The following is a 20,350-nucleotide window of genomic DNA, read 5'->3' on the forward strand; positions in this document are numbered from 1 at the left end:
CCTTGGGAGAGGGCTGGGGTGAGGGGCTGCCGCGTCAAGCACAGCGCTTCATTCAAGCCGAACCACAATAAATGACCGAAACACGCCGACCCTTTGCAACCGAGCCGAACGCAGGATTTGGACAGCACCCAAATCGGCTCCCTCTCCCTCGGGAGAGGGCTGGGGTGACGGGCTGCCGCGTCAATCTCAGCGCTTCATTCAAGCCGAACCACAATAAATGACCGAAACACGCCGACCCTTTGCAACCGAGCCGAACTCAGGATTTGAACAGCGCCCAATCGGCTCCCTCTCCCTTGGGAGAGGGCTGGGGTGAGGGGCTTGGGCTTCAATCTCAGCGCTTCATTCAAGCTGAACCACAATAAATAACCGGGACACGCCTACCCTTTGCAACCGAGCCGAACTCAGGTTTTGAACAGCACCCAAATCGGCTCCCTCTCCCTCGGGAGAGGGCTGGGGTGAGGGGCTTGGGCTTCAATCTCAGCACTTCATTCAAGCCGAACCACAATAAATAACCGGGACACGCCGACCCTTTGCAACCGAGCCGAACTCAGGATTTGAACAGCGCCCAAATCGGCTCCCTCTCCCTCGGGAGAGGGCTGGGGTGAGGGGCTGCCGCGCCGCGGTAATCAAGTCGTACCCAGACACAACATTTCGCCTACGCTCGTCACGCCTGTGCACCGCCATCGCGCTTCAGCCCGGTCAGATCACTCCCCCAGCTTCGCCCAGAATTCCTCCGCCGAATGACTGATCGGAGCCGTCGGGCGAGTCAGATGAATTTCCAGTGGAATGTCCCAGCTTTCATCCAGTGCCCTGACCAGACGCCCATCGGCCATTTCCTGCTCGGTCAGGCTTTTCGGCAGCCAGGCGACGCCTTTGCTTTCCAGCGCCATCGACATCAGCACTGCCGCCAGATGGCTGCTGAACAGCGGTTTCAAGTGCAGATAATCGGCTTTGCCGTGCAGCCTGTGGGCGACGATTCGGCCCAGGCCCGATTCGTGGGTGTAGGCCAGATAGGGGAGGGTTTCGGGCGAAGTGCCGAATTGCGCCGAAGCGCTCGCCAGCGGCATGAGCACATCCTCGCCGACCTTTTTGCCAATGAACTGATCAGGCGCCAGCAACGGCGGTACGTCGGGGTGGCGATGGCACAGCAGGAACTGCACTTGGCCATGAATCAGCATCTGTTCACACACGGCCATGCTGTCGGAATGCAGGCGAACCGCATCGATCGGCGCACCCTTTTCGGCACTGCGCAACCAACGCGGGAAGAAGGTGAATGACAGCGAATGAGTGGCCGCGAACTGCAAGGTTTTTGCCGCCATGCCCGCCACTTCCTGTGCTTCGGAACGCATGCGGTACAGGCGTCTGGCCGCTTCCTGGGCACTCGGCAAAATCTGCCTGCCGGCTTCGGTCAATGTCGCGCCTTGCGGGGTGCGCACGAACAGTTCTACGCCCATCCAGTTCTCCAGCGAACGCACTCGGCGACTGAACGCCGGCTGCGTCACATGGCGCGCTTCGGCGGCCCGGACAAAGCTGCCGTACTCGGCCAGCGCGGAAAAATCCTCAAGCCAAACCAGTTCCAAGGGCAATGCCTCCTGTGCATAGGGCGCGGCATTAATAGCATTGGGCGGGTGTCGTCGCAAAGCATAACGTTGGGCCACCACAACAAGAGGAACCCGTCATGCGTATCGTCGATATCCGTGAAAAAACTGTCTCCATCGCTTCTCCGATCGCCAATGCCTACATCGACTTTTCGAAGATGACCTGCTCGGTCGTCGCGGTCATTACCGACGTGATTCGCGACGGCAAACCGGTCATCGGTTACGGCTTTAACTCCAACGGTCGCTACGGTCAGGGCGCGTTGATGCGTGATCGTTTTCTGGCGCGGATCACCGAAGCCGACCCGGAAACCCTGATCGATCATGAGAACAATAACCTCGATCCGTTCGCCATCTGGAAAACCCTGATGACCAACGAAAAACCCGGTGGGCATGGCGAGCGTTCGGTAGCGGTCGGCACCATCGACATGGCGGTGTGGGATGCGGTGGCGAAGATCGAAGGCAAACCGCTGTATCGCCTGCTTGCCGATCGTTATCGCGATGGCGTGGCTGATGACAAGGTCTGGGTGTATGCGGCGGGTGGCTATTACTACCCGGGCAAGGACCAGAGCAAACTCAAGGCCGAAATGCAGGGCTATCTGGATCGTGGCTACGACGTGGTCAAGATGAAGATCGGCGCGGTGCCGCTGGACGAAGATATCCGCCGCATCGAAGCGGTGCTGGAGGTGGTGGGCGACGGCCAGCGCCTGGCGGTCGACGCCAACGGCCGCTTCGATCTGCAGACCGGTATCGCGTATGCCGAAGCGATCAAGAAGTACAACCTGTTCTGGTACGAAGAAGTCGGCGACCCGCTGGATTACGCGCTCCAGGCCGAGCTGGCCAATCACTACGAACTGCCGATGGCCACCGGCGAAAACCTGTTCTCTCACCAGGATGCTCGCAACCTGTTGCGCCACGGCGGCATGCGCCCTGACCGCGACTACCTGCAATTCGACTGCGCGCTGTCCTACGGGCTCGTCGAGTACATGCGCACCTTGAAAGTGATGGAAGAGCTGGGTTGGTCTTCGCGTCGCGTCGTGCCGCATGGAGGTCACCAGATGTCGCTGAACATTGCCGCCGGTCTGCACTTGGGCGGCAACGAATCGTACCCGGACGTGTTCCAGCCATTCGGTGGTTTTGCCGACGGTATCCGCGTGGAAAACGGCTATGTCGGGCTGCCGGAGATCCCGGGTGTCGGCTTCGAAGCCAAGTCTGCGCTGTATGCCGTCATGCGTGAATTGGGCGAGGGCTGATTCAGTTTCATCTGCGGCCTCGTTTGCCGAGGCCGCACTTTCAAGCGTCATCCTCGACGCCAAAGCCACATGCCCACCACAACAATAAAATGAGGTGCTTCCGTGGAAACTTCAAAATCGCGCTGGTATAGCCAGCTCTATGTGCAGGTGCTGATCGGCATCGTCATTGGTGCTGCCATCGGTTACTTCGTGCCGGACATCGGCGCCAAGCTGCAGCCGTTCGCCGACGGTTTCATCAAGCTGATCAAAATGCTCCTGGCGCCGATCATTTTCGGCACGGTGGTGGTCGGTATCGCCAAGATGGGCAGTATCAAGGAGGTCGGTCGCATCGGTGTGAAAGCGCTGATCTACTTCGAGATTCTTTCCACCATCGCTCTGGTGGTCGGCCTGATCGTAGTCAACGTGGTCAAGCCCGGCGCCGGCATGAACATCAACGCCGGCACACTCGATGGCAGTGCTGTCAACAAATACAGCCAGGCGGCGAGCGAGCAGGGCGGTCTCGTCGAATTTTTCCTCAATATCATTCCGCATACTTTCCTCGGCGCCTTCTCCAACGGCGTCATGCTGCAGGTGATTCTGTTGTCGGTGCTGATGGGCGTCGCCTTGGTGCAAATGGGCGAAAGCAGCAAGCCGCTGATCAACACCATCGATCTGTTCCTGCAAGGCCTGTTCAAGATCGTGGCGATGGTCATGCGCCTGGCGCCGCTGGGTGCCGGAGCTGGCATGGCGTTCACCATCGGCAAATATGGGATCGGCACTTTGCTGTCGCTGGGGCAGTTGCTGGTCGCGCTGTACATCACCACGTTGATTTTCATTGTTGTGGTGCTGGGTGCGGTGGCGCGATGGTCGGGCATGCCGTTGATGCAGTTTCTGCGCTACTTCAAGGATGAAATCCTGATCACCCTGGGCACCTGCTCGACCGAAGCGGTACTGCCGCGAATGATGGTCAAACTGGAAAAGCTCGGCTGCAAGAAATCAGTGGTCGGCATGGTCCTGCCGACGGGCTACACCTTCAACGCAGACGGCACCTGCATCTACCTGACCATGGCGGCGATTTTCATTGCCCAGGCGACCAACACGCCGCTGACCTTCATGGATCAGATGATTCTGCTCGGCGTATTTCTACTCACGTCCAAGGGCTCGGCCGGTGTGGCGGGAGCAGGGTTTGTGACACTTGCGGCCACCCTCACTACCATTCACTCGATACCGCTGGTGGGGCTAGTGTTGCTGCTGGGCATTGACCGCTTCCTCAACGAGGCGCGAGCCGTGACCAACCTGATCGGTAACGGCATCGGCACCATCGCCATCGCCAAATGGGACAAGTCGTTCGATGTCGAAGCGTGCGAGCGGGAAATCGCCGCCATGAAGCAGGACAAGGCAGCGCGCAAGTCGCTGCTGGTGCACAAGTAATTCGCCAAGCGTGCGGTGTTCCTCTGTTGGCGATCCGGATCGCTGACAGAGGCACTGATCGATACCGTATTGGATTCCCCAGGTTGACACTCGAATCGGACGTCGACGTGATCATCTTGTCGATTCCTTTCGCCCTGATTTGAAGCAGACGCTGAGCCAGGTTCCTGAGCAACTCGTGGTCATCGACACCTCCAATTACTATCCGCAGCGCTTGCTGCGTGCAGCCTTCCGGACTCATGGCGTCAACAACCCGGGACACCGGCTTACTGCACCGAACTGACTTTGCCGGAACTGAAGCAGGCGCTCGAAGCTGCGGACAAGGCCCGCGCGCCGCTGAACCGTGATGCCTTGATGGCCCGATTCATGGCGCCAAACAGTGAGTTCACCCGCGAGCAGATGGTTGCGATCAATCGGGAAATGACTGCCTGATTAGCCAGCCGACACCTTCAGGTCTGAAGTCGATGAACTTCAACGACCATCCCCTCCGAAACATCCGGGGCACGAAAGTAGTTGGTGATCAGATCGAACTCGGCGTCGGTCGCCGCGAACTCATGCTCGGCGCGTGCATTGCGCTGATGCAGTCGGCGCCGGCAGGTGTCATCGTCGACTTCGAGGTAGTGCAGCCGATGAGCAACCTGCGCCGCGTCTGCGAGGCCGCGCAGCCATTGCCGGTCAGTCGGGGTGTTGGCCGGGAAATCCAGCACCACGGCAACTCCCGCAGCGAGCATGTCCGTTACCAGCGGGCCGAGAACCTGACGGATCTGCTTCGCATGGCGGACGTAGTCGGCAACCGAATTGATCTGCTCAGGGTAAAGCCTGGCCAGCCAGTGATCTTCGCTGAGCAGGATGGCTGAGTGTTCAGCCTGTAATGATCGGGCCAGCGTGGATTTTCCGGCAGCGATTTTGCCGCACAAGAGATGGAGCACAGGTGTTGGCATCGGACAGGTCCTTCTTCCGAGGTGGGTATCACACAGATACAGGCTTGGCGAAATGGGGTGACTGGCCGAACGATTCAATCAACAGTTCGGCCAGGGCGTGAATCTTGCGCGCCGGATGCGGCCCGGGTGGGCGGACCACGTAGGCGCCGGCGGGCGGCGGTGGGAATCGGGTCATGATCGGCACCAGCGCACCGGAGATGACATGTTCATAAGTCAGGCAATCCGGCAGATAGGCGACACCCAGCCCCGCTCTTGCCGCCGCGACCAGCGCCACCCCGTTGTCCGCCTTGAAGCGGCCTTGCGGACGCACCGAGATAACCTTGTCGCCATCCATGAATTGCCACGTTTCGGTCGCTTGCATCAGCGCTTCGTGGTCGCCCAGCGCCTGCGGCGATTCGGGTTCGCCGTGGGCTTTTAGGTAATCGGGGCTGGCGACGAGTTTGGTGAAAATCGGCCCGATGCCTCTGGCGATCAGGTTGGAGTCGGGTAGATAGCCAACGCGGATCGCACAGTCATAACCTTCGGCAATCAGGTCAACGAAGCGATCGCTGTAGCAGGTCTGTATTTGCAGCTGCGGATGACGACGAGCCATTTCCGCGAGCATGGGCGCGAAGTGGGTCGGCCCGAAGGACAGCGGCGCGGCGATTCTCAAACGCCCACGGAGAGCGCCGGAAGGCAATATCGTTTCCTTCGCCAGGTCGATTTCGGCACAGACCCGGGCGGCATGCTCGCGGAAGGCTGTTCCGGCCTCGGTAAGCGCCGCGCCACGTGTCGTGCGCGCCAGCAATTGAATGCCCAACTCGGCCTCCAGCCTCGCGAGCCTGCGGCTGACAATCGATTTGGACACGCCCAGCCGGATCGCAGCAGACGATATACCGCCTGCATCAGCGACCTCTACAAAGGTTTGCAGCTCTTCGATATCCAAATCGGCGTTCCTCAAAGTGCGACACAGCAACGCACGGGATGCTACTACTGCGACGAGTCCCGCAACAGCACAATCCTGCTTTCGGACAACTCGGCAAACGGCCGTGGTCCGGAATGAAGTGATCCTCCCGCGCCAGCGAAAGCGGTGAGCGCCCGCCAAGTCATCAAGCGGACTTTCACGTTTCGCTACGCGTAAAAAGACAACTAGAAGCAGGAGCAACACATGACAAGCGAAACGATCCGCAACCCGCACACCGATCAACTCCTGTCGCCGGAAAACGCGGCGCTGATCATCATCGACTACCAACCGATCCAGGTGTCTTCGATCCGCTCCATGCCGCGCGATGAGTTGGTGTTCAACATCACCAGCGTGGCCAAGGCGGCCGTCAACTACAACCTGCCCATCGTGCACTCGACGGTCAACGTTGCGACCGGGCGCAACAAGCCGCCGATTCAGCCATTGCAGGATGTGCTGGGGCATCTGCCGACCTACGACCGGACTTCGATCAACAGCTGGGAAGACGTCGAGTTCAAACAAGCGGTCAAGGCCATGGGCCGACGCAAATTGATCATGACCGCGCTGTGGACTGAGGCGTGCCTGACCTTCCCGGTGCTGGATGCGATCCAGGAAGGTTATGAAGTCTACGTGCCGGTCGATGCGGTCGGCGGTACCTCGGTTGCCGCGCATGAAGCCGCGTTGCGGCGGATGGAACAGGCAGGGGCAAAACTGATCAGCCGGGTGCAGATGTATTGCGAACTGCAGCGTGATTGGGCGCGTGAGGCCACTGTTCCGGGCTTCATGGGGGTGTTTGAAAACGCCGATGGTTTCAACGCAGAAAAGCACGCTTAAGCCAGTCGCAAGAGACGGTTCACGCCGTTGATAGGAAAAAGTGAGGCCTGTGATCAGGCCTCATTGGCGTTTTACCAACTCACCTGCAACGTTTCAACGCCGCGCCGTGCGCGTACTCACATCCACCCAGACCGCGAGCACCAGAATGCTGCCCTTGACGATCATCTGCCAGTAACTGTCGACGTCGAGCATCGACATGCCGTTATCCAGGCTGGTGATCACCAATGCGCCGAGGAGGGCGCCGTAGACGGTGCCGGAGCCGCCGCGCATGGAGGTACCGCCGATGAAGCAGGCGGCGATGGCGTCGAGTTCGCCCATGCTCCCGGCCGACGGTGAGCCGGCTGCGAGGCGTGCGGTGTTGACCACGCCGGCGAGGGCGCACATCACGCCCATGATGCCGAAGATCCACAGCTTGACCGCTTGCACATTGATCCCGGACAGGCGCGTCGCTTCCATGTTGCTGCCGACCGAATAGACCCGGCGGCCGAACACGGTCTGGCTGGTGACGTAGCTGAACACGCCGAGCAGAATCAGCAGCAGCAGGACCGGCACCGGAATGCCGTCATAGCTGTTGAGGGTCTGAACGAAACCAGCGAGCACCGCGCCGATCAACAGCACGCGCACAACATCACGCACCAGTGAATGCGCCGCCAGGCCATGCAGGGCGCGATTGCGCCGTTGTTTCCAGGTCAGAAAAATCGTCAGCACGAACAGCAGCACACCCAGGCCTGTGCCGATCGCGTGGGGCAGATAACCCTGGCCGACATACACCAGCTCCGGCGATACCGGGGCGATGGTAGTGCCGCCGGTGATCCCCAGCAGAATGCCGCGAAACGCGAGCATGCCACCGAGGCCGACGATAAATGACGGTATGCGCAGGTACGCAGCCATGTAGCCATTGGCAAGCCCGATGACCAACCCGCACAGGGCAACCAGGCTGAGATTCGCCAGCAGCGGAATGTGATAGACCACGTCGAGTATCGCCGCGAGCCCACCGAGCAGGCCGAGCAATGAGCCGACCGACAAATCGATCTCGCCGCTGATGATCACCAGCACCATGCCGCAGGCGAGAATTCCGGTAATCGACATCTGCCGCAGCAGGTTGGAGAGGTTGCGCGGGGTGAGGAAGCCGCCCTCGGTCTGCCAGCTGAAGAACAGCCAGATCAGCACCACGGCAAATACCAGCGCGAGCATCTTGTAGCGGGTGAAAAGTTGTTTGACCTGATTCATTTACGCGGTTTTCCGATCATTATTGTTATGGCTGCCCGGCTGGCTGAGGGCGGCGGCGAGCACCTGTTCCTGGGTCAGTTCATGGTTGACGAAATCGCCGCGCAACTGGCCTTCGCCGATCACCAGCACGCGGTCGGACACGCCGAGCACTTCGGCCAGTTCCGACGAAACCATGATGATCGACACACCCTCGGCGGCCAGCGCGCCCATCAGCTTGTAGATCTCATACTTGGCGCCGACGTCCACGCCTCGGGTCGGTTCGTCGAGAATCAGCACGCGCGGTTTCGCCAGGAGCATCTTGGCGAGTACGGCTTTCTGCTGGTTACCGCCCGACAAACTGGTGATCGGCAGGGACGGACTTGCGGTCTTCAGATGCAGGCGGGAGATTTCCCGGTCGATGCAGCCCAGTTCGGCTTCGGCATCGATGCGGGTCATTTTCGAATAGCTTTCGAGTACGGCGAGGGTGATGTTCTGGCCGACACCGAGGTCGGGAATGATGCCCTGGCGCTTACGATCCTCGGGCACCAGGCACAGGCCGGCGCGGATCGCTTTCAGCGGCGTGCGCGTGTCGATCGGTTGGCCGTGCAGCCAGACTTCGCCTTCGTGACGACCGGGATAGGCGCCGAACAGTGCGGTGACCAGTTCGGTACGGCCGGCGCCGACCAGTCCGGCGATACCGAGAATCTCGCCACGTTTGAGGCTGAAGGAAATGTCGTCGACCCGTTTGCGCTTGGGGTTGTCGACGTCGTAGCAGGTAATGTGGCGCGCCTCGAAAATCACTTCGCCAATCTCGTGCGGCTCGCTGGGATAAAGGTTGCTCATTCCGCGGCCGACCATTTGCGTGATGATCTGCGGGATGTCCATGTCGGCCATGGCGGTTGTGGCGATGTGTTTGCCGTCGCGGATCACCGAAATGGTGTCGCACACCGCGGCAACTTCATCGAGCTTGTGCGAGATGTAGACGCAAGCGACGCCCTTGGCCTTGAGGTCGCGGATGATGTCCAGCAGCACCTCGATTTCCGAACGGCTCAAGGCCGAGGAAGGCTCATCGAGGATCAGCAGACGCGCCTGTTTGTTCAGCGCCTTGGCGATTTCCACCAGTTGCTGATAACCGCCGCCGTATTGCGAAACCGGCAGCGAGACATTCATGTCCGGCACTTTCAGCTCACGCATCAAGGCTTCGGCACGGTGGATCATCGCCGGGTAGTTCATGCGCCCGCCGGGCAGCGTCAGCTCATGGCCCATGAAGATGTTCTCGGCCACCGACAGGTCGGGAACCAGGGTCAGTTCCTGATGAATGATGACGATGCCGGCGGCTTCGGTTTCGCTGATCGATTGCGCCCTGAGCGGTTGCCCGTCCCAAAGGATTTCACCGTCCCAGGTGCCATGGGGATAGACCGCCGAGAGGATCTTCATGAGCGTCGACTTGCCGGCACCATTCTCGCCACACAGGCCCACGCATTCACCGGGCCTGACCTTGATGTCGATGCCGTTGAGCGCTTTGACACCGCCGAAGGTTTTGACGATGCCGTTCATTTGCAGCAGATAGTCGGACATGGAAAAGGCTCGTATACCAAGGACTCACACACCAGACCTGTAGGAGTGAGCCTGCTCGCGATAGCGTCAGTTCAGATACTGCTCAGCTGGCTGACCCGCCGCCATCGCGAGCAGGCTCACTCCTACAAGGGTTTCGGACAAACCGTCCGGATCACTGCCCGGCGATCTGCGCCTTGGTGTAGAAACCGTCCTGTTCGAGCAAGTCGATGTTGTCCTTGGTCAGCGGGGTTGGCGTGAGCAGGATGGTGTCGACTTTTTTGCTGCCGTTGTCGTACTGCGAGGTGTAGGCCGGTTTCTCGTTGCGCGCCAGTTGCACGGAGAGCTTGGCTGCCTCGGAAGCGATGAGTTTCAGCGGCTTGTACACGGTCATGGTTTGCGTGCCGGCGATCACTCGTTTGACGGCTGCGAGGTCGGCGTCCTGACCGGAAATCGGCACTTTGCCGGCCAGTTGCTGCGCGGCCAGTGCCTGAATCGCGCCGCCGGCGGTGGCGTCGTTGGAGGCGACGATGCCGTCGATTTTGTTGTTGTTCCGGGTCAGGGCGTTTTCAACGATGCTCAGCGCTTCGGTCGGGTTCCACTCCTTGACCCACTGTTGGCCGACGATCTTGATATCGCCCTTGTCGATGGCCGGTTGCAGCACTTTCATCTGGCCTTCACGGAGGATCTTGGCGTTGTTGTCGGTGGGCGCACCACCTAACAGAAAGTAATTGCCCTTGGGCGCGGCTTTCAGCACGCCACCGGCCTGCATCTCACCGACCTTTTCGTTATCGAAGGAAATGTAGGCGTCGACGTCGGCGTTGAGGATCAGCCGGTCATAGGACACGACCTTGATCCCGGCTTTCTTCGCCTCGGCCACGGCGTTGGTCAACACGGTAGCGTTGAACGGCACGATGACGATCACGTCGACGCCGCGAGAGATAAGGTTTTCGATCTGCGAAATCTGCTTCTGCTCGTTGGCATCGGCTGATTGTACAAAGACCTTGGCGTCCATTTTTTCCGCCGCCGCGACGAAGTAATCGCGATCGCGCGACCAGCGTTCCAGACGCAGGTCATCAATGGAGAAACCGATTTTCGGGTGGGTAGCGTCAGCCATGACCGGCAGGGCCAACAACGCCAGGGCACTGGCCAACAGCGTACGTTTCAAGTTCTTCATGGTGGTGCGTCCTTTTATTTTTGTTGGAAAGACACGGCCTGACGATGAATCGGGCTGGTAGAACTGTAGAGAATCTGCCGACGCCGCAGGCACAGAATTGTCGTGCAATTGTCACAGCGTCGTGGCGTCGGCAGCGCTCCTTGGCGATCAGCGATAGAGGTAGCGATTGACGATGTTTTCGAGCATTTCCTGACGTCCACTGACGGCTTGCGGGTTCAACTCGTTGGTGAACGCGTGCTCGGCCAAAGACTCGAGATTGAAGTCGCCCGCCATGACCGCTTGCCCGAACGGCTGACGCCAGCCGGCGTAGCGTTGGTCCTTGAGGGTTTGCAGGTGATCGTTCTCAATCATCGCAGCGGCGCGTTCCAGCGACAGGGCGAGGACGTCCATAGCACCGACGTGGCCGTGGAACAGGTCGATCTCGTCGAGACTCTGACGGCGCACTTTGGAGTCGAAATTGAAGCCGCCATTCTTGAACCCGCCGGCCTTGAGGATTTCATAGGTGGCCAGGGTCATTTCCTCGACGCTGTTGGGGAACTGGTCGGTGTCCCAGCCGTTCTGCGGATCGCCACGGTTGGCGTCGATGCTGCCGAAAATCCCCAGCGAGGCGGCGGTGGCGATTTCGTGATGGAAGCTGTGACCGGCGAGGGTCGCGTGGTTGGCTTCGATGTTGACCTTGATTTCCTTTTCCAGACCGTACTGCTGGAGAAAGCCGAATACCGTGGCGCTGTCGTAATCGTACTGGTGCTTGGTCGGCTCCTGCGGCTTGGGCTCGATCAACAGGTCGCCGGTGAAACCGATCTCGTGCTTGTGCTCGACCACCATGCGCATGAAGCGCCCGAGTTGTTCGCGCTCGCGTTTCAGGTCGGTGTTGAGCAGGGTTTCGTAACCTTCGCGGCCACCCCACAGAACGTAGTTGGAACCCTTGAGGCGATGGGTCGCGTTCATCGCGCTGAACACTTGCGCGGCGGCGCAGGCGAACACTTCCGGATCGGGATTGCTCGCGGCACCGGCAGCAAAGCGTGGGTTGCTGAAGCAGTTGGCGGTGCCCCAGAGCAGCTTGATGCCACTCTGTTCCTGATGCTGTTCGAGGCGATCGACCATTTGCGCGAAGTGTTCGCGGTACTCCTTCAGCGAGTTGCCCTCGGGGGCGACGTCCGTGTCATGAAAGCAGTAGTAATCGATGCCCAGTTTGCTGAAAAACTCGAACGCCGCCTCAGCCTTGCCGATGGCCAGCTGCATCGGCTCGCCGCTGCCATGCCATGGGCGTTTGAAGGTGCCGGCGCCGAACACATCGGAGCCCGGCCAGACGAAGGTGTGCCAGTAGCAGGCGGCCATGCGCAGGTGTTCGCGCATCGGCTTGCCGAGGATCAGTTTATTGGCGTCGTAGTGACGGAAAGCGAGGGGCGAATCACTGTTCGGGCCTTCGTAGCGAACCGGCTCGATATTGGGGAAATACTGCATGGACCTTGTCCTTGTTGTTCTTGGCGGTGTCTCGATACTAGCAACGGCCCCGTGCCTGCTTATTATGAAAAGCCTCAACAGCGAGTGCGATTTTGCGTATTGAGCTTCAGCGGCTTCGCGCCTAGTCTGTGTCCATCGTCGCCGCGACAAGGCGGCCCGGAACAGTACAAAAAAATTTGAGACCGCTTTCGCGAGCAGGCTCGCTCCCACACTGAATGTGTGTCGTTCATAAAACCGTGGGAGCGAGCCTGCTCGCGAATGGCCTGACGCAAACTCCGGATCCTGAATGAAAAGCCTACCGCCCGTGCACCGCATCGCCCTGTTGTTCAACGGCAGCAAGATCTATGACCGTGGGATCATCAGCGGCATCGGCAACTACCTGAGCAGCACCCGCGCTTCCTGGGACTTGTTTCTGGAAGAGGATTTTCTCTGCCGCTTGAAGGGCATCGAGCGCTGGCAGGGTGACGGCATCATTGCCGACTTTGACGATCCGCTGATCGGCGAGGCGCTGGCCGACATTCACTTGCCGGTGGTGGCGGTGGGCGGCTCCTACGAGGATGCGCGCGCCTATCCGAAAGCGATTCCCTACGTCGCCACTGACAACAACGCATTGATCACTCTGGCGTACTCGCATCTGGTCGAGGCGGGGTTGCAGCGCTTTGCCTGTTTCAGTCTGCCGCAGGCGCAGGCCAATCGCTGGGCGCAGGAGCGGGAAAAAGCCTTCCGCAAACTGATGCAGCGCGACGGCCTGCACGCCGAGATCTATCGCGGCATGGGCACCAGCGCACCGCTGTGGGACAGCGCCGTCGAACAACTGATCGCCTGGCTGCACAGCCTGCCCAAACCGATCGGCATCATCGCCGTCAGCGACGCCCGCGCCCGGCAATTGCTGCAAGCCTGCCTGACCGCCGGCATTGCCGTGCCCGAGCAGGTCGCGCTGATCGGCATCGACAACGACCCGCTGACCCGCAGCCTGACTCGCGTGCCGCTGAGTTCGGTAATTCAGGGCACCGAAACCATGGGCCGCACCGCCGCGCAGTTGCTGCACCAGATGCTCCACGGCATGCCGTCCACCGGCACGCAAATCCTGATTCCGCCGGACGCGGTCAACGTACAGGTATCGAGTCTGCACCAACCGCTGGGCAATCCCTACGTCATGCAAGCGCTGCTGTTCATCCGTCAATATGCCTGTCAGGGCATCAAGACCGCGCAAGTGGCGGCGTATGTCGGCGTGTCGCGCTCATCGCTGGAAGCGCATTTCCGCGCCGAGCGCGGTTGCAGCGTGCATGACGAGATTCTGCGTTTCAAACTCGCAGCGGCCACCAGCGGCTTGAAGAATACCGATGCGGCGATTGCCGACATTGCCCAGGCCTGCGGCTTCAAATCGGCGCAATACCTGCACACGGTGTTCCGTCGCGAGTTCGGCTGCACGCCCCGCGAGTATCAGCAGGGCGGGGCGTAGCGCTGCAAATGGCTCACGCCAGCGCAGCGGCACTGGCTCTGGAGCGCCAGGCGAACGCCAGTACCATCAGCAGGCCCAGACCGGCCATCGCCGCGCCGGCCAGGGAAATCGCCGGGTAACCCAGGCCGGCGTTGATCACCGCGCCGCCCAGTGCTGCGCCGATGGCGTTGCCGAAGTTGAATGCACCGATGTTTACCGCCGAAGCCAGATTGGGCGCGTCCTTGGCCGCGTCCATCACGCGCATTTGCAGCGGTGGCACCAGGGCGAAGCTGGCGATGCCCCAGATCAGAATGGCCACTGCGGCCGGCAGTGGCCAGCGCATCAGCACAGTGAACGCCAGCAACACCACAATCAATGCGCTCAGCGACACGATCAGAGTCCGATCAATCGAACGGTCAGCGGCCTTGCCGCCCCACATGTTGCCCAAGGTCAAGCCGATCCCGAACAGCACCAGCATCGCCGTGATGAACGCGGCGGAGGCGTGGGTCTCGCTGCTGAGGATCGGCGCGATGTAGGTAAATACCGTGAACATGGCACTTGAACCGACCACTGTCAGGGCCAGTGCGGCCAACACCGGACCTCGGCCCAATACACGAATTTCCGCCAGCGCACCCGCGCCTTGCTCTGCTTTCAGATTGGGCAGGGCGAACCACAAGGCGATCATGGTCAGCACACCGAGGCCAGTGATGCCCCAGAACGCTGTGCGCCAGCCGAACAGCTCACCAAACCAGGCCGCCAGCGGCACACCGCCAATGGTCGCCAGGGTCAGGCCCATGAACATCGCGGCCACGGCGCCGGCGCGTTTTTCCGGCGCGACCACGCTGGCGGCGACCACAGAGCCAACCCCAAAGAATGCGCCGTGATTGAGCGAAGTGATCACTCGGGCGACCATCAGGCTGTAGTAATCGGTGGCCAGCGCCGACATCAGATTACCCAGGGTGAAAATCGCCATCAGGCCAATCAGCAGATAGCGCCGGGGAATTTTGCCGGTGGTCAGGGTCATCAGCGGCGCGCCGAGCAGTACGCCCAGGGCATAAGCGCTGACCAGCAACCCCGCAGCCGGAATGGAAACGCCGAGATCGGCAGCGATGCCGGGCAACATGCCCATCGGCGCGAATTCGGTGACGCCGATGCCAAAGGCGCCGACGGCGAGTGCAACAAGGGGTGGATTGATACGCATGGAAAGTCTCCTCATCTATGCCGCCAATGCTACGATCCATCGTTTTCAGGCGGTAGATGGCGATTTTGGCAATCACCTTTGCGTAAGAGGCACGAATGGACTTCAACGGCAGATCAGGGGAAATGAGCGTGTTCGTCACCGTGGCGCAGGAGGGCAGCCTTTCAGCGGCCGCGCGTGCGTTGGGCCTAACGCCTTCGGCGGTCAGCCGGATCATCGCCCGCGCCGAACAGCGACTCGGCACCCGCTTGCTGCTGCGCACCACCCGCGCGCTGACTTTTACCGCCGAGGGTGAGGCGTTCCTGCGCGGTGCCCGGCGGATTCTGGCCGACATGGACGAAGTCGAAGAGGCCATCACCGATCAAGGCGTACCCAAGGGCCGCTTGCGCGTCAGTGCCGCCCTTGGCCATGGACGGCTGGCCATTGTGCCGCTGGTCGCAGCCTTCACCACCCGTTACCCGAACATCGTCGTCGACCTCAGCCTCGGCGACGAAGTAGTCGACATCCTCGCTGGCCAGGCGGATGTCGCCATACGCTTCGGCCATCTGCCCGACAGCCCGTTGACCGCACGCCGGCTCGGCCACACCGGCCAGGTCGTGGTGGCATCGCCCGACTATCTGCAACGCCACGGCACGCCTGTCGAACCGGAAGACCTGCTCAAGCACAACTGCCTGCGCTTCAACTTCCGCCGCGCCGAAGCCAACTGGCCGTTCATCCGCGACGGCAAGGAGTTTGCCCTGAAGGTCAGCGGCAACATCGAATGCAGCAGCGGTGAAGCACTCGCCCAGTTCGCCAGACTCGGCGCCGGCATTGCGCGCATTGGCGAGTTCAGCGTCAGGGAAGACTTGCAGCGCGGCACGCTGATCCCGCTGCTGCAGGCCTGGAACGCCGGTGATGAGGAACCGATTCATGCGGTGTTCGTCGGCGGCGCGGCGATGCCGGTACGGGTGCGGTTGTTTGTGGATTTTTTGCTGGAGCAGCATCGGATGTAAGAGGTGGCATCTTTTCATCGGATCTGATTCTGTGCACGCAAATGCAATCATATTGCTATCATTTGCAGCTCTTCATTTTTCAGTCTGAATACAGTGAGTACCGATGTTTGTGAAAACGCTGAATGGATTGCTTGTCTTAGTGGTTTGCGGCGTGCTGGGCGCTTGCGGAAAAACAGACCGTTTTGCCGACGGCTGGGATCAAGGCGGCAACCTGCATGACGTGAGTCTGCGCGAGTGGGCCTTTGCAACCGATGCCAACCGGCTTGCCAGTGCTGCCGATTTTGTCCGGGAATTTATTCCGTCGTTGCCAGCAGTGTCTTTGCCGCTCGCGAGCGCCCTGGTTGAAAAGTGCCTGACCGAGAGCGCGCAAATCGCCGCTATCGAGGAAATTCGAGTGCGAAGCAGAATTGAACCCTGTATTGAATATGCTCAACAAACCGCCCAGAGCCTCTCGCAGGAATATGCCAAGCGCCAAGGTGTTTCCAGCCAGTAAACGGTCGCCAGCGAAGTATTGTCGAGTGTCGGCTCCCAGCTACAAAGGGCCACCGCAGAATGATGGACCACGATGTTCTTTACTGGGCGCCGAGCGAGGCAGGTTGTTGTTTTCACTCGACGAATCTGAGGCATGCAAAAGCGGTTTTGATACGCAGTTGCTTGATGGGTTCGATGCTTTCCTGAGATCCGATTTTTTTGACTACGCCCAGGCCGCAGTATTGTTGATTGAAGGTGAAGATCGGGAGAAGGCCAGCCTTGGGTTCAGTCCAGTAGCCCGACTTCAACGTATAGCTGGCCCCAGCCTGAGGGGTGAAAGAGAAGGGTATCTGGCAAAACTTTCCACCAACTGTTTGCCGGTAAGTCAAAACCAGCTCTTTGTCGACAGCTACCGGCGATTGGATAAAACCCTCGGTAAAGGGCAAAGGCGTGAAGCCCGCGTAACATCCCGATTCGTTGAAGGTCATCGCATCGAGGTTAGTGCCGCTTTCATATTTAAGCCTGACCGTCGCCGAGGGTTCATCCGGCCGGGGAAATTGATACTGTTTACCCTGAAACAGTGAAGTACAACCGCTCAGTGCCAATGCTCCAGCCAAAAGCGTCAAGCCAAATCTGCCATTCCCGTACATGTACTGCTCCTGGATACCATCGGACTTTTCAAAAGCAGATGATACCGAAAAGTGGCCACATGCTACTAAGCTTTACGAGGTTTCAGACAGCCCAAGATTTTCCCTCGCCCACTGCTCAGCCGTCGTGGCCTGAATCGCCCGCTGCTCATTGAACGTGCCCGCTTTCGGCCACGCCACACCTCGACCTTGGGCAAACACCGCGCGGTATTTTTTGATGTGGTGAGTGGGGTCTTTTTCCAGTTCCTGCATCAGGTGTGGCACTGTCCAGACGTTACGCTTGAAGGGCCGTCCGAGCACGCGTTCGAGAAGGCCCGCGACCTGTTCATAGGTCAGCGTGTCGCCCGACAGATACACGATCTCGTTGCGAAAACGCGGTTCGAAGAAAACGATTTTTGCGGTCAGCTTGCCGATGTCGTCCGGGGTCGTCAGCGTCACGCCGGTGTCCAGGCTGCCCAGGGCGTTAACGGTGTCGTTGTCGAAATCAACGACTTCAAATACTGGCTCAAACAGGAAGCTGGTAAACATGCCGGTCGAGATGATCACCCATTCGGTTTTGTCCTGCGCGCGCAGCAGTTCGCGCACGTCGAGCTGAGCATCGAACAGATCCTGCGGACTGCCCCGGCCGATCACTTCGAAGTCCACGCCAAACTGCCAGGGAAAGTAGCGTTTGATGCCCGACTTGAGCGCAGCAGTCGCCAGCTTCATCGGCGTCTCGCGACCAGCGACCATGCCGGCGCAGCCAATGACGGTATCGAACGGTGCGAAGACTTCGGCCAGTTCGTCGATTGAATCGTTGACCAGATCTGCCGCCACCATCTGCACGCCGAGACTGCGCAGTTCATCGATTTCGGCTTTCTTTTCCGGCACCTGACTGTTGATCGTCGAGGCCCTGAGCAGGACGCTGATCGTGCTGCCGGGCAAGCGCTTTGCTGCTCGCGCAAGGTTGCGCAAAACCGGCAGGCCGAGCTCGCCTGCGCCCAGGACGAGAATGGATTGCGCGGAAGGGTGGTTCGATTCGGTCATGATGTCTCCTGAGATCTGCATGTAAGATCGCCAAATGCTGGCACGATCGGGCAGCACTCAGAAGAAGGCACACGCGTGATACCAAGTGAAGAAATGACTGATCAGCAAGCGCTCAGTGAGGCAGAAGCGATCTGCCAGACGCTCAGACGAGACGATGATGGCGTGCGCCGCGAAGTGCTTGCACACGCCGGTAGTCGCTGGTCTTTGGGCATCCTGCATGCCTTGGGTGTCTACGGCACCATGCGTCACGCCGAGATCAAACGGCAGATGACCGGCGTGACTCAGCGCATGTTGACCAAAACCCTGCGTGCGCTTGAACGCGACGGCCTGCTGACCCGGCGCGAGCTCGACCAGGTGCCGCCGCACGTCGAGTACGAACTGACGCCATTGGGCATGGGATTGCTGGTGCGGATGTCGCCGATCTGGACTTGGGTGGTGGAAAACGTCGAGGGTTTCCGCGAAGCGCGACGCACCTTCGATAGCCAGATCGGCAAGAAACCCTCGTGGCAAATCCCTGTGCCGGCGCGGGACGATCCTGAAGCCTCAGACTGAGGTTTCGCGCTTCAGCTCAGCGGCACCGCGAATACGGCACTGGCGCGCGCGACCGTTCGCTCTCCGACGTGCAGACTGACGCCAGCAAACGCCAGTTGACGTCCCTTTTTGGAGTGTTCAAGACGCACTTCGAGCCATTCGTTGATTTGCACCGCACCGAGATAATCCAGGGTCATGCTCGCCGTGATCAACGGCTGCGGCGGATCGCTGGCAAAGGCCATGGCGTAACCCATCCCCACATCGGCCAAAGTCGCCAATACACCACCATGCAAAGTACCGCGTCCCTTGGCGTGGCGGGAGTCGGTCAGTAAACCCAGTTCCAATTGCAGCCCCTGACCCCTGGCGTAGATCGGGCCGAGCAGATCCAGCAACGGACTGCTGCGGGTGAATGGAGTGAAGCCTTCGGGAATGGCCGTGGTGTTCATGATCCCATCCTGATGCAGGTGGCTGACCTGTGTGATTGGGCGAGGAAACACAGAAGGGGGCAAGCACTATGCGGATGGGGAATTTGCTGCGATAAGTGCTGTACACGGAACTGACAAGCAAGGAGCTCCTGGGTGGATATTCAAATTCACATCGCGAGCGATGCGGATGCATCGGCTATCAGTGAAACGATCATCAAGACGCTCCGTGAGAGCAATGCCCGCGACTATCCTCCCGAAATCATTGATCGAGTGATTGAAAGTTTTTCGCCCTCGAAGATCCTTCGTTTTTTGACTGAGCGTCAGGTGCTGGTCGCTACGCTCGACAGTCAAATCGTCGCAACGGCAAGTCTCGATCGAGACGTTGTTCGAAGCGTTTTTGTCGACCCGGGCTTTCAAGGAATGGGTGTCGGAAGACAGCTGATGAAGAGCATACAATCACTCGCCATGGACGCAGGTTTCCACCTACTGCGCGTTCCTTCCTCAGTCACCGCAGAAGGCTTCTATGCTTCGCTCGGCTTCAAGAAAGTCAGAGATGAGTTTCATCAAGAAGAGCGCACGATCATCATGGCGAAAACGTTGGAGCGGTAGCGTTCACCTAACGGTTGTGCCTGCCGAATGAGGCTTCCATCGCTGCGCGGTCATGGTCGAGCAGCCAGGCATGGTGTCGTTGATAGAGCTGCGAAAGTTGCTCGGTGTTGGTCCCAACCACGTCCATGCCTCTGTCGTCATAGGGAAAGACCATGACTCGCTTGTGCAGATTGAACAGGTAGACAGCACAGTTCGCACGCGGTTGGATGTCGGCGAAATCCTTGGCCAATGCGCACCAGAGTAATGCTTGAATGCGGGCGGCAGACGCTTCGAAGGCGACGTTGACCCAGTATTCCGGCTCTTCCTCACTGAACCATTCCTCGTTATCTATTTCTTCGCTCCAGATGCACAGCGCTGATGGAGTGTCGATGCCAGCAGATTTAAGGGCGCGAAGAGTGCTGCGATGGGCGAATCGATTGCGACCGGAATGAATGCGCAGGCATGCGACAAACGATGCGTCCCCCTGGAAAATGTCGCCGCAGATGGTTATGGATTTGCGCATAGCGGTCAAAAATTGCTCGATCATTCCGCCCGTTTCGGAGAGTTCGAAACGCAATCCTCCGGGCCAGGAATAGAAAAGCGGGCGGGCGAATGCCTGGGGTCCAAATGCGTTTTCAATCTCAGCTCTCAGATTCA

General features: G+C 59.6%; 21 protein-coding genes. 9 read left to right on the forward strand and 12 right to left on the reverse strand.

Features of this window, described 5'->3' with window-relative positions; translation table 11 throughout:
• Positions 1-704: 704 nt before the first annotated feature.
• A complete protein-coding gene (locus tag LIS66_RS11340) occupies positions 705-1,580 on the reverse strand; it encodes a LysR family transcriptional regulator (RefSeq protein ID WP_042610191.1) in 876 nt (291 codons plus the stop codon).
• A gap of 98 nt (positions 1,581-1,678) precedes the next feature.
• On the opposite strand from LIS66_RS11340, the gene LIS66_RS11345 reads away from it, so the two are divergent.
• The 3 genes from LIS66_RS11345 to LIS66_RS27945 all read left to right on the forward strand — a co-directional run bounded on the left by LIS66_RS11345 (position 1,679) and on the right by LIS66_RS27945 (position 4,687).
• On the forward strand, positions 1,679-2,848 hold the full coding sequence (locus LIS66_RS11345; protein WP_042610192.1) for a mandelate racemase/muconate lactonizing enzyme family protein: 1,170 nt from the start codon (positions 1,679-1,681) through the stop codon (positions 2,846-2,848).
• A 102-nt stretch (positions 2,849-2,950) separates the two neighbouring features.
• Complete coding sequence (gene dctA, locus LIS66_RS11350) at positions 2,951-4,258, forward strand: C4-dicarboxylate transporter DctA (RefSeq protein ID WP_227974283.1); 1,308 nt, start codon at positions 2,951-2,953, stop codon at positions 4,256-4,258.
• A 282-nt stretch (positions 4,259-4,540) separates the two neighbouring features.
• Positions 4,541-4,687 carry a hypothetical protein gene (locus LIS66_RS27945; RefSeq protein WP_416220751.1) on the forward strand — a complete coding sequence of 49 codons (147 nt, stop codon included), beginning with the start codon at positions 4,541-4,543 and terminating at the stop codon, positions 4,685-4,687.
• Between the two features lie 17 nt (positions 4,688-4,704).
• Here LIS66_RS27945 and LIS66_RS11360 read toward each other — a convergent pair whose 3' ends face one another.
• A complete protein-coding gene (locus tag LIS66_RS11360) occupies positions 4,705-5,196 on the reverse strand; it encodes an AAA family ATPase (protein ID WP_227974284.1) in 492 nt (163 codons plus the stop codon).
• A 28-nt stretch (positions 5,197-5,224) separates the two neighbouring features.
• On the reverse strand, positions 5,225-6,121 hold the full coding sequence (locus LIS66_RS11365; RefSeq protein ID WP_227974285.1) for a LysR family transcriptional regulator: 897 nt from the start codon (positions 6,119-6,121) through the stop codon (positions 5,225-5,227).
• A gap of 222 nt (positions 6,122-6,343) precedes the next feature.
• Here LIS66_RS11365 and LIS66_RS11370 point away from each other — a divergent pair, with 222 nt between their 5' ends.
• Positions 6,344-6,970 (forward strand): hydrolase, encoded by a 627-nt coding sequence (locus LIS66_RS11370; protein WP_227974286.1) that lies wholly within the window; start codon positions 6,344-6,346, stop codon positions 6,968-6,970.
• Between the two features lie 93 nt (positions 6,971-7,063).
• Here the strand turns inward: LIS66_RS11370 and LIS66_RS11375 are convergent, their stop codons facing one another.
• From LIS66_RS11375 to xylA, 4 genes are all read right to left on the reverse strand, one after another.
• Positions 7,064-8,200, reverse strand: a complete 1,137-nt coding sequence (locus LIS66_RS11375; RefSeq protein WP_227974287.1) for a sugar ABC transporter permease — start codon at positions 8,198-8,200, stop codon at positions 7,064-7,066.
• Positions 8,201-9,757, reverse strand: coding sequence for a D-xylose ABC transporter ATP-binding protein (gene xylG, locus LIS66_RS11380; RefSeq protein WP_227974288.1), 1,557 nt, complete (start codon positions 9,755-9,757; stop codon positions 8,201-8,203).
• Positions 9,758-9,908: 151 nt separating this feature from the next.
• A complete protein-coding gene (xylF, locus tag LIS66_RS11385; protein ID WP_016774327.1) occupies positions 9,909-10,910 on the reverse strand; it encodes a D-xylose ABC transporter substrate-binding protein in 1,002 nt (333 codons plus the stop codon).
• Positions 10,911-11,057: 147 nt separating this feature from the next.
• A complete protein-coding gene (xylA, locus tag LIS66_RS11390) occupies positions 11,058-12,374 on the reverse strand; it encodes a xylose isomerase (protein WP_227974289.1) in 1,317 nt (438 codons plus the stop codon).
• A 286-nt stretch (positions 12,375-12,660) separates the two neighbouring features.
• Here xylA and LIS66_RS11395 point away from each other — a divergent pair, with 286 nt between their 5' ends.
• A complete protein-coding gene (locus LIS66_RS11395; protein ID WP_042610203.1) occupies positions 12,661-13,836 on the forward strand; it encodes a XylR family transcriptional regulator in 1,176 nt (391 codons plus the stop codon).
• A gap of 13 nt (positions 13,837-13,849) precedes the next feature.
• Here the strand turns inward: LIS66_RS11395 and LIS66_RS11400 are convergent, their stop codons facing one another.
• On the reverse strand, positions 13,850-15,016 hold the full coding sequence (locus tag LIS66_RS11400; RefSeq protein WP_123418474.1) for an MFS transporter: 1,167 nt from the start codon (positions 15,014-15,016) through the stop codon (positions 13,850-13,852).
• Between the two features lie 95 nt (positions 15,017-15,111).
• On the opposite strand from LIS66_RS11400, the gene LIS66_RS11405 reads away from it, so the two are divergent.
• Together LIS66_RS11405 and LIS66_RS11410 are read left to right on the forward strand one after the other, a co-directional pair.
• Positions 15,112-16,005, forward strand: a complete 894-nt coding sequence (locus LIS66_RS11405) for a LysR family transcriptional regulator (protein WP_227974290.1) — start codon at positions 15,112-15,114, stop codon at positions 16,003-16,005.
• Positions 16,006-16,108: 103 nt separating this feature from the next.
• Complete coding sequence (locus LIS66_RS11410) at positions 16,109-16,498, forward strand: DUF2694 domain-containing protein (protein ID WP_042610206.1); 390 nt, start codon at positions 16,109-16,111, stop codon at positions 16,496-16,498.
• 112 nt (positions 16,499-16,610) lie between these two features.
• On the opposite strand, the gene LIS66_RS11415 is transcribed toward LIS66_RS11410, so the two are convergent.
• Together LIS66_RS11415 and LIS66_RS11420 are read right to left on the reverse strand one after the other, a co-directional pair.
• Complete coding sequence (locus tag LIS66_RS11415) at positions 16,611-17,126, reverse strand: hypothetical protein (RefSeq protein WP_227974291.1); 516 nt, start codon at positions 17,124-17,126, stop codon at positions 16,611-16,613.
• 72 nt (positions 17,127-17,198) lie between these two features.
• Positions 17,199-18,149: an aromatic alcohol reductase gene (locus LIS66_RS11420; protein ID WP_042610208.1), complete on the reverse strand. Its 951-nt coding sequence runs from the start codon at positions 18,147-18,149 to the stop codon at positions 17,199-17,201.
• A 93-nt stretch (positions 18,150-18,242) separates the two neighbouring features.
• On the opposite strand from LIS66_RS11420, the gene LIS66_RS11425 reads away from it, so the two are divergent.
• The gene (locus tag LIS66_RS11425; protein WP_042610209.1) at positions 18,243-18,701 is read left to right on the forward strand and encodes a winged helix-turn-helix transcriptional regulator; all 459 of its coding nucleotides are present in this window, start codon (positions 18,243-18,245) and stop codon (positions 18,699-18,701) included.
• An 11-nt stretch (positions 18,702-18,712) separates the two neighbouring features.
• Here the strand turns inward: LIS66_RS11425 and LIS66_RS11430 are convergent, their stop codons facing one another.
• Positions 18,713-19,126: a PaaI family thioesterase gene (locus LIS66_RS11430; RefSeq protein ID WP_227974292.1), complete on the reverse strand. Its 414-nt coding sequence runs from the start codon at positions 19,124-19,126 to the stop codon at positions 18,713-18,715.
• Between the two features lie 132 nt (positions 19,127-19,258).
• Here LIS66_RS11430 and LIS66_RS11435 point away from each other — a divergent pair, with 132 nt between their 5' ends.
• Positions 19,259-19,714: a GNAT family N-acetyltransferase gene (locus LIS66_RS11435; protein ID WP_065617104.1), complete on the forward strand. Its 456-nt coding sequence runs from the start codon at positions 19,259-19,261 to the stop codon at positions 19,712-19,714.
• Between the two features lie 7 nt (positions 19,715-19,721).
• Here LIS66_RS11435 and LIS66_RS11440 read toward each other — a convergent pair whose 3' ends face one another.
• Entirely contained in the window at positions 19,722-20,270 is a 549-nt protein-coding gene (locus tag LIS66_RS11440) for a DUF3885 domain-containing protein (protein WP_227974293.1), read from the reverse strand.
• Positions 20,271-20,350 lie beyond the last annotated feature (80 nt).

Source organism: Pseudomonas sp. HN2, from assembly GCF_020736465.1.
Classification (GTDB): Bacteria; Pseudomonadota; Gammaproteobacteria; order Pseudomonadales; family Pseudomonadaceae; genus Aquipseudomonas; species Aquipseudomonas moraviensis_A.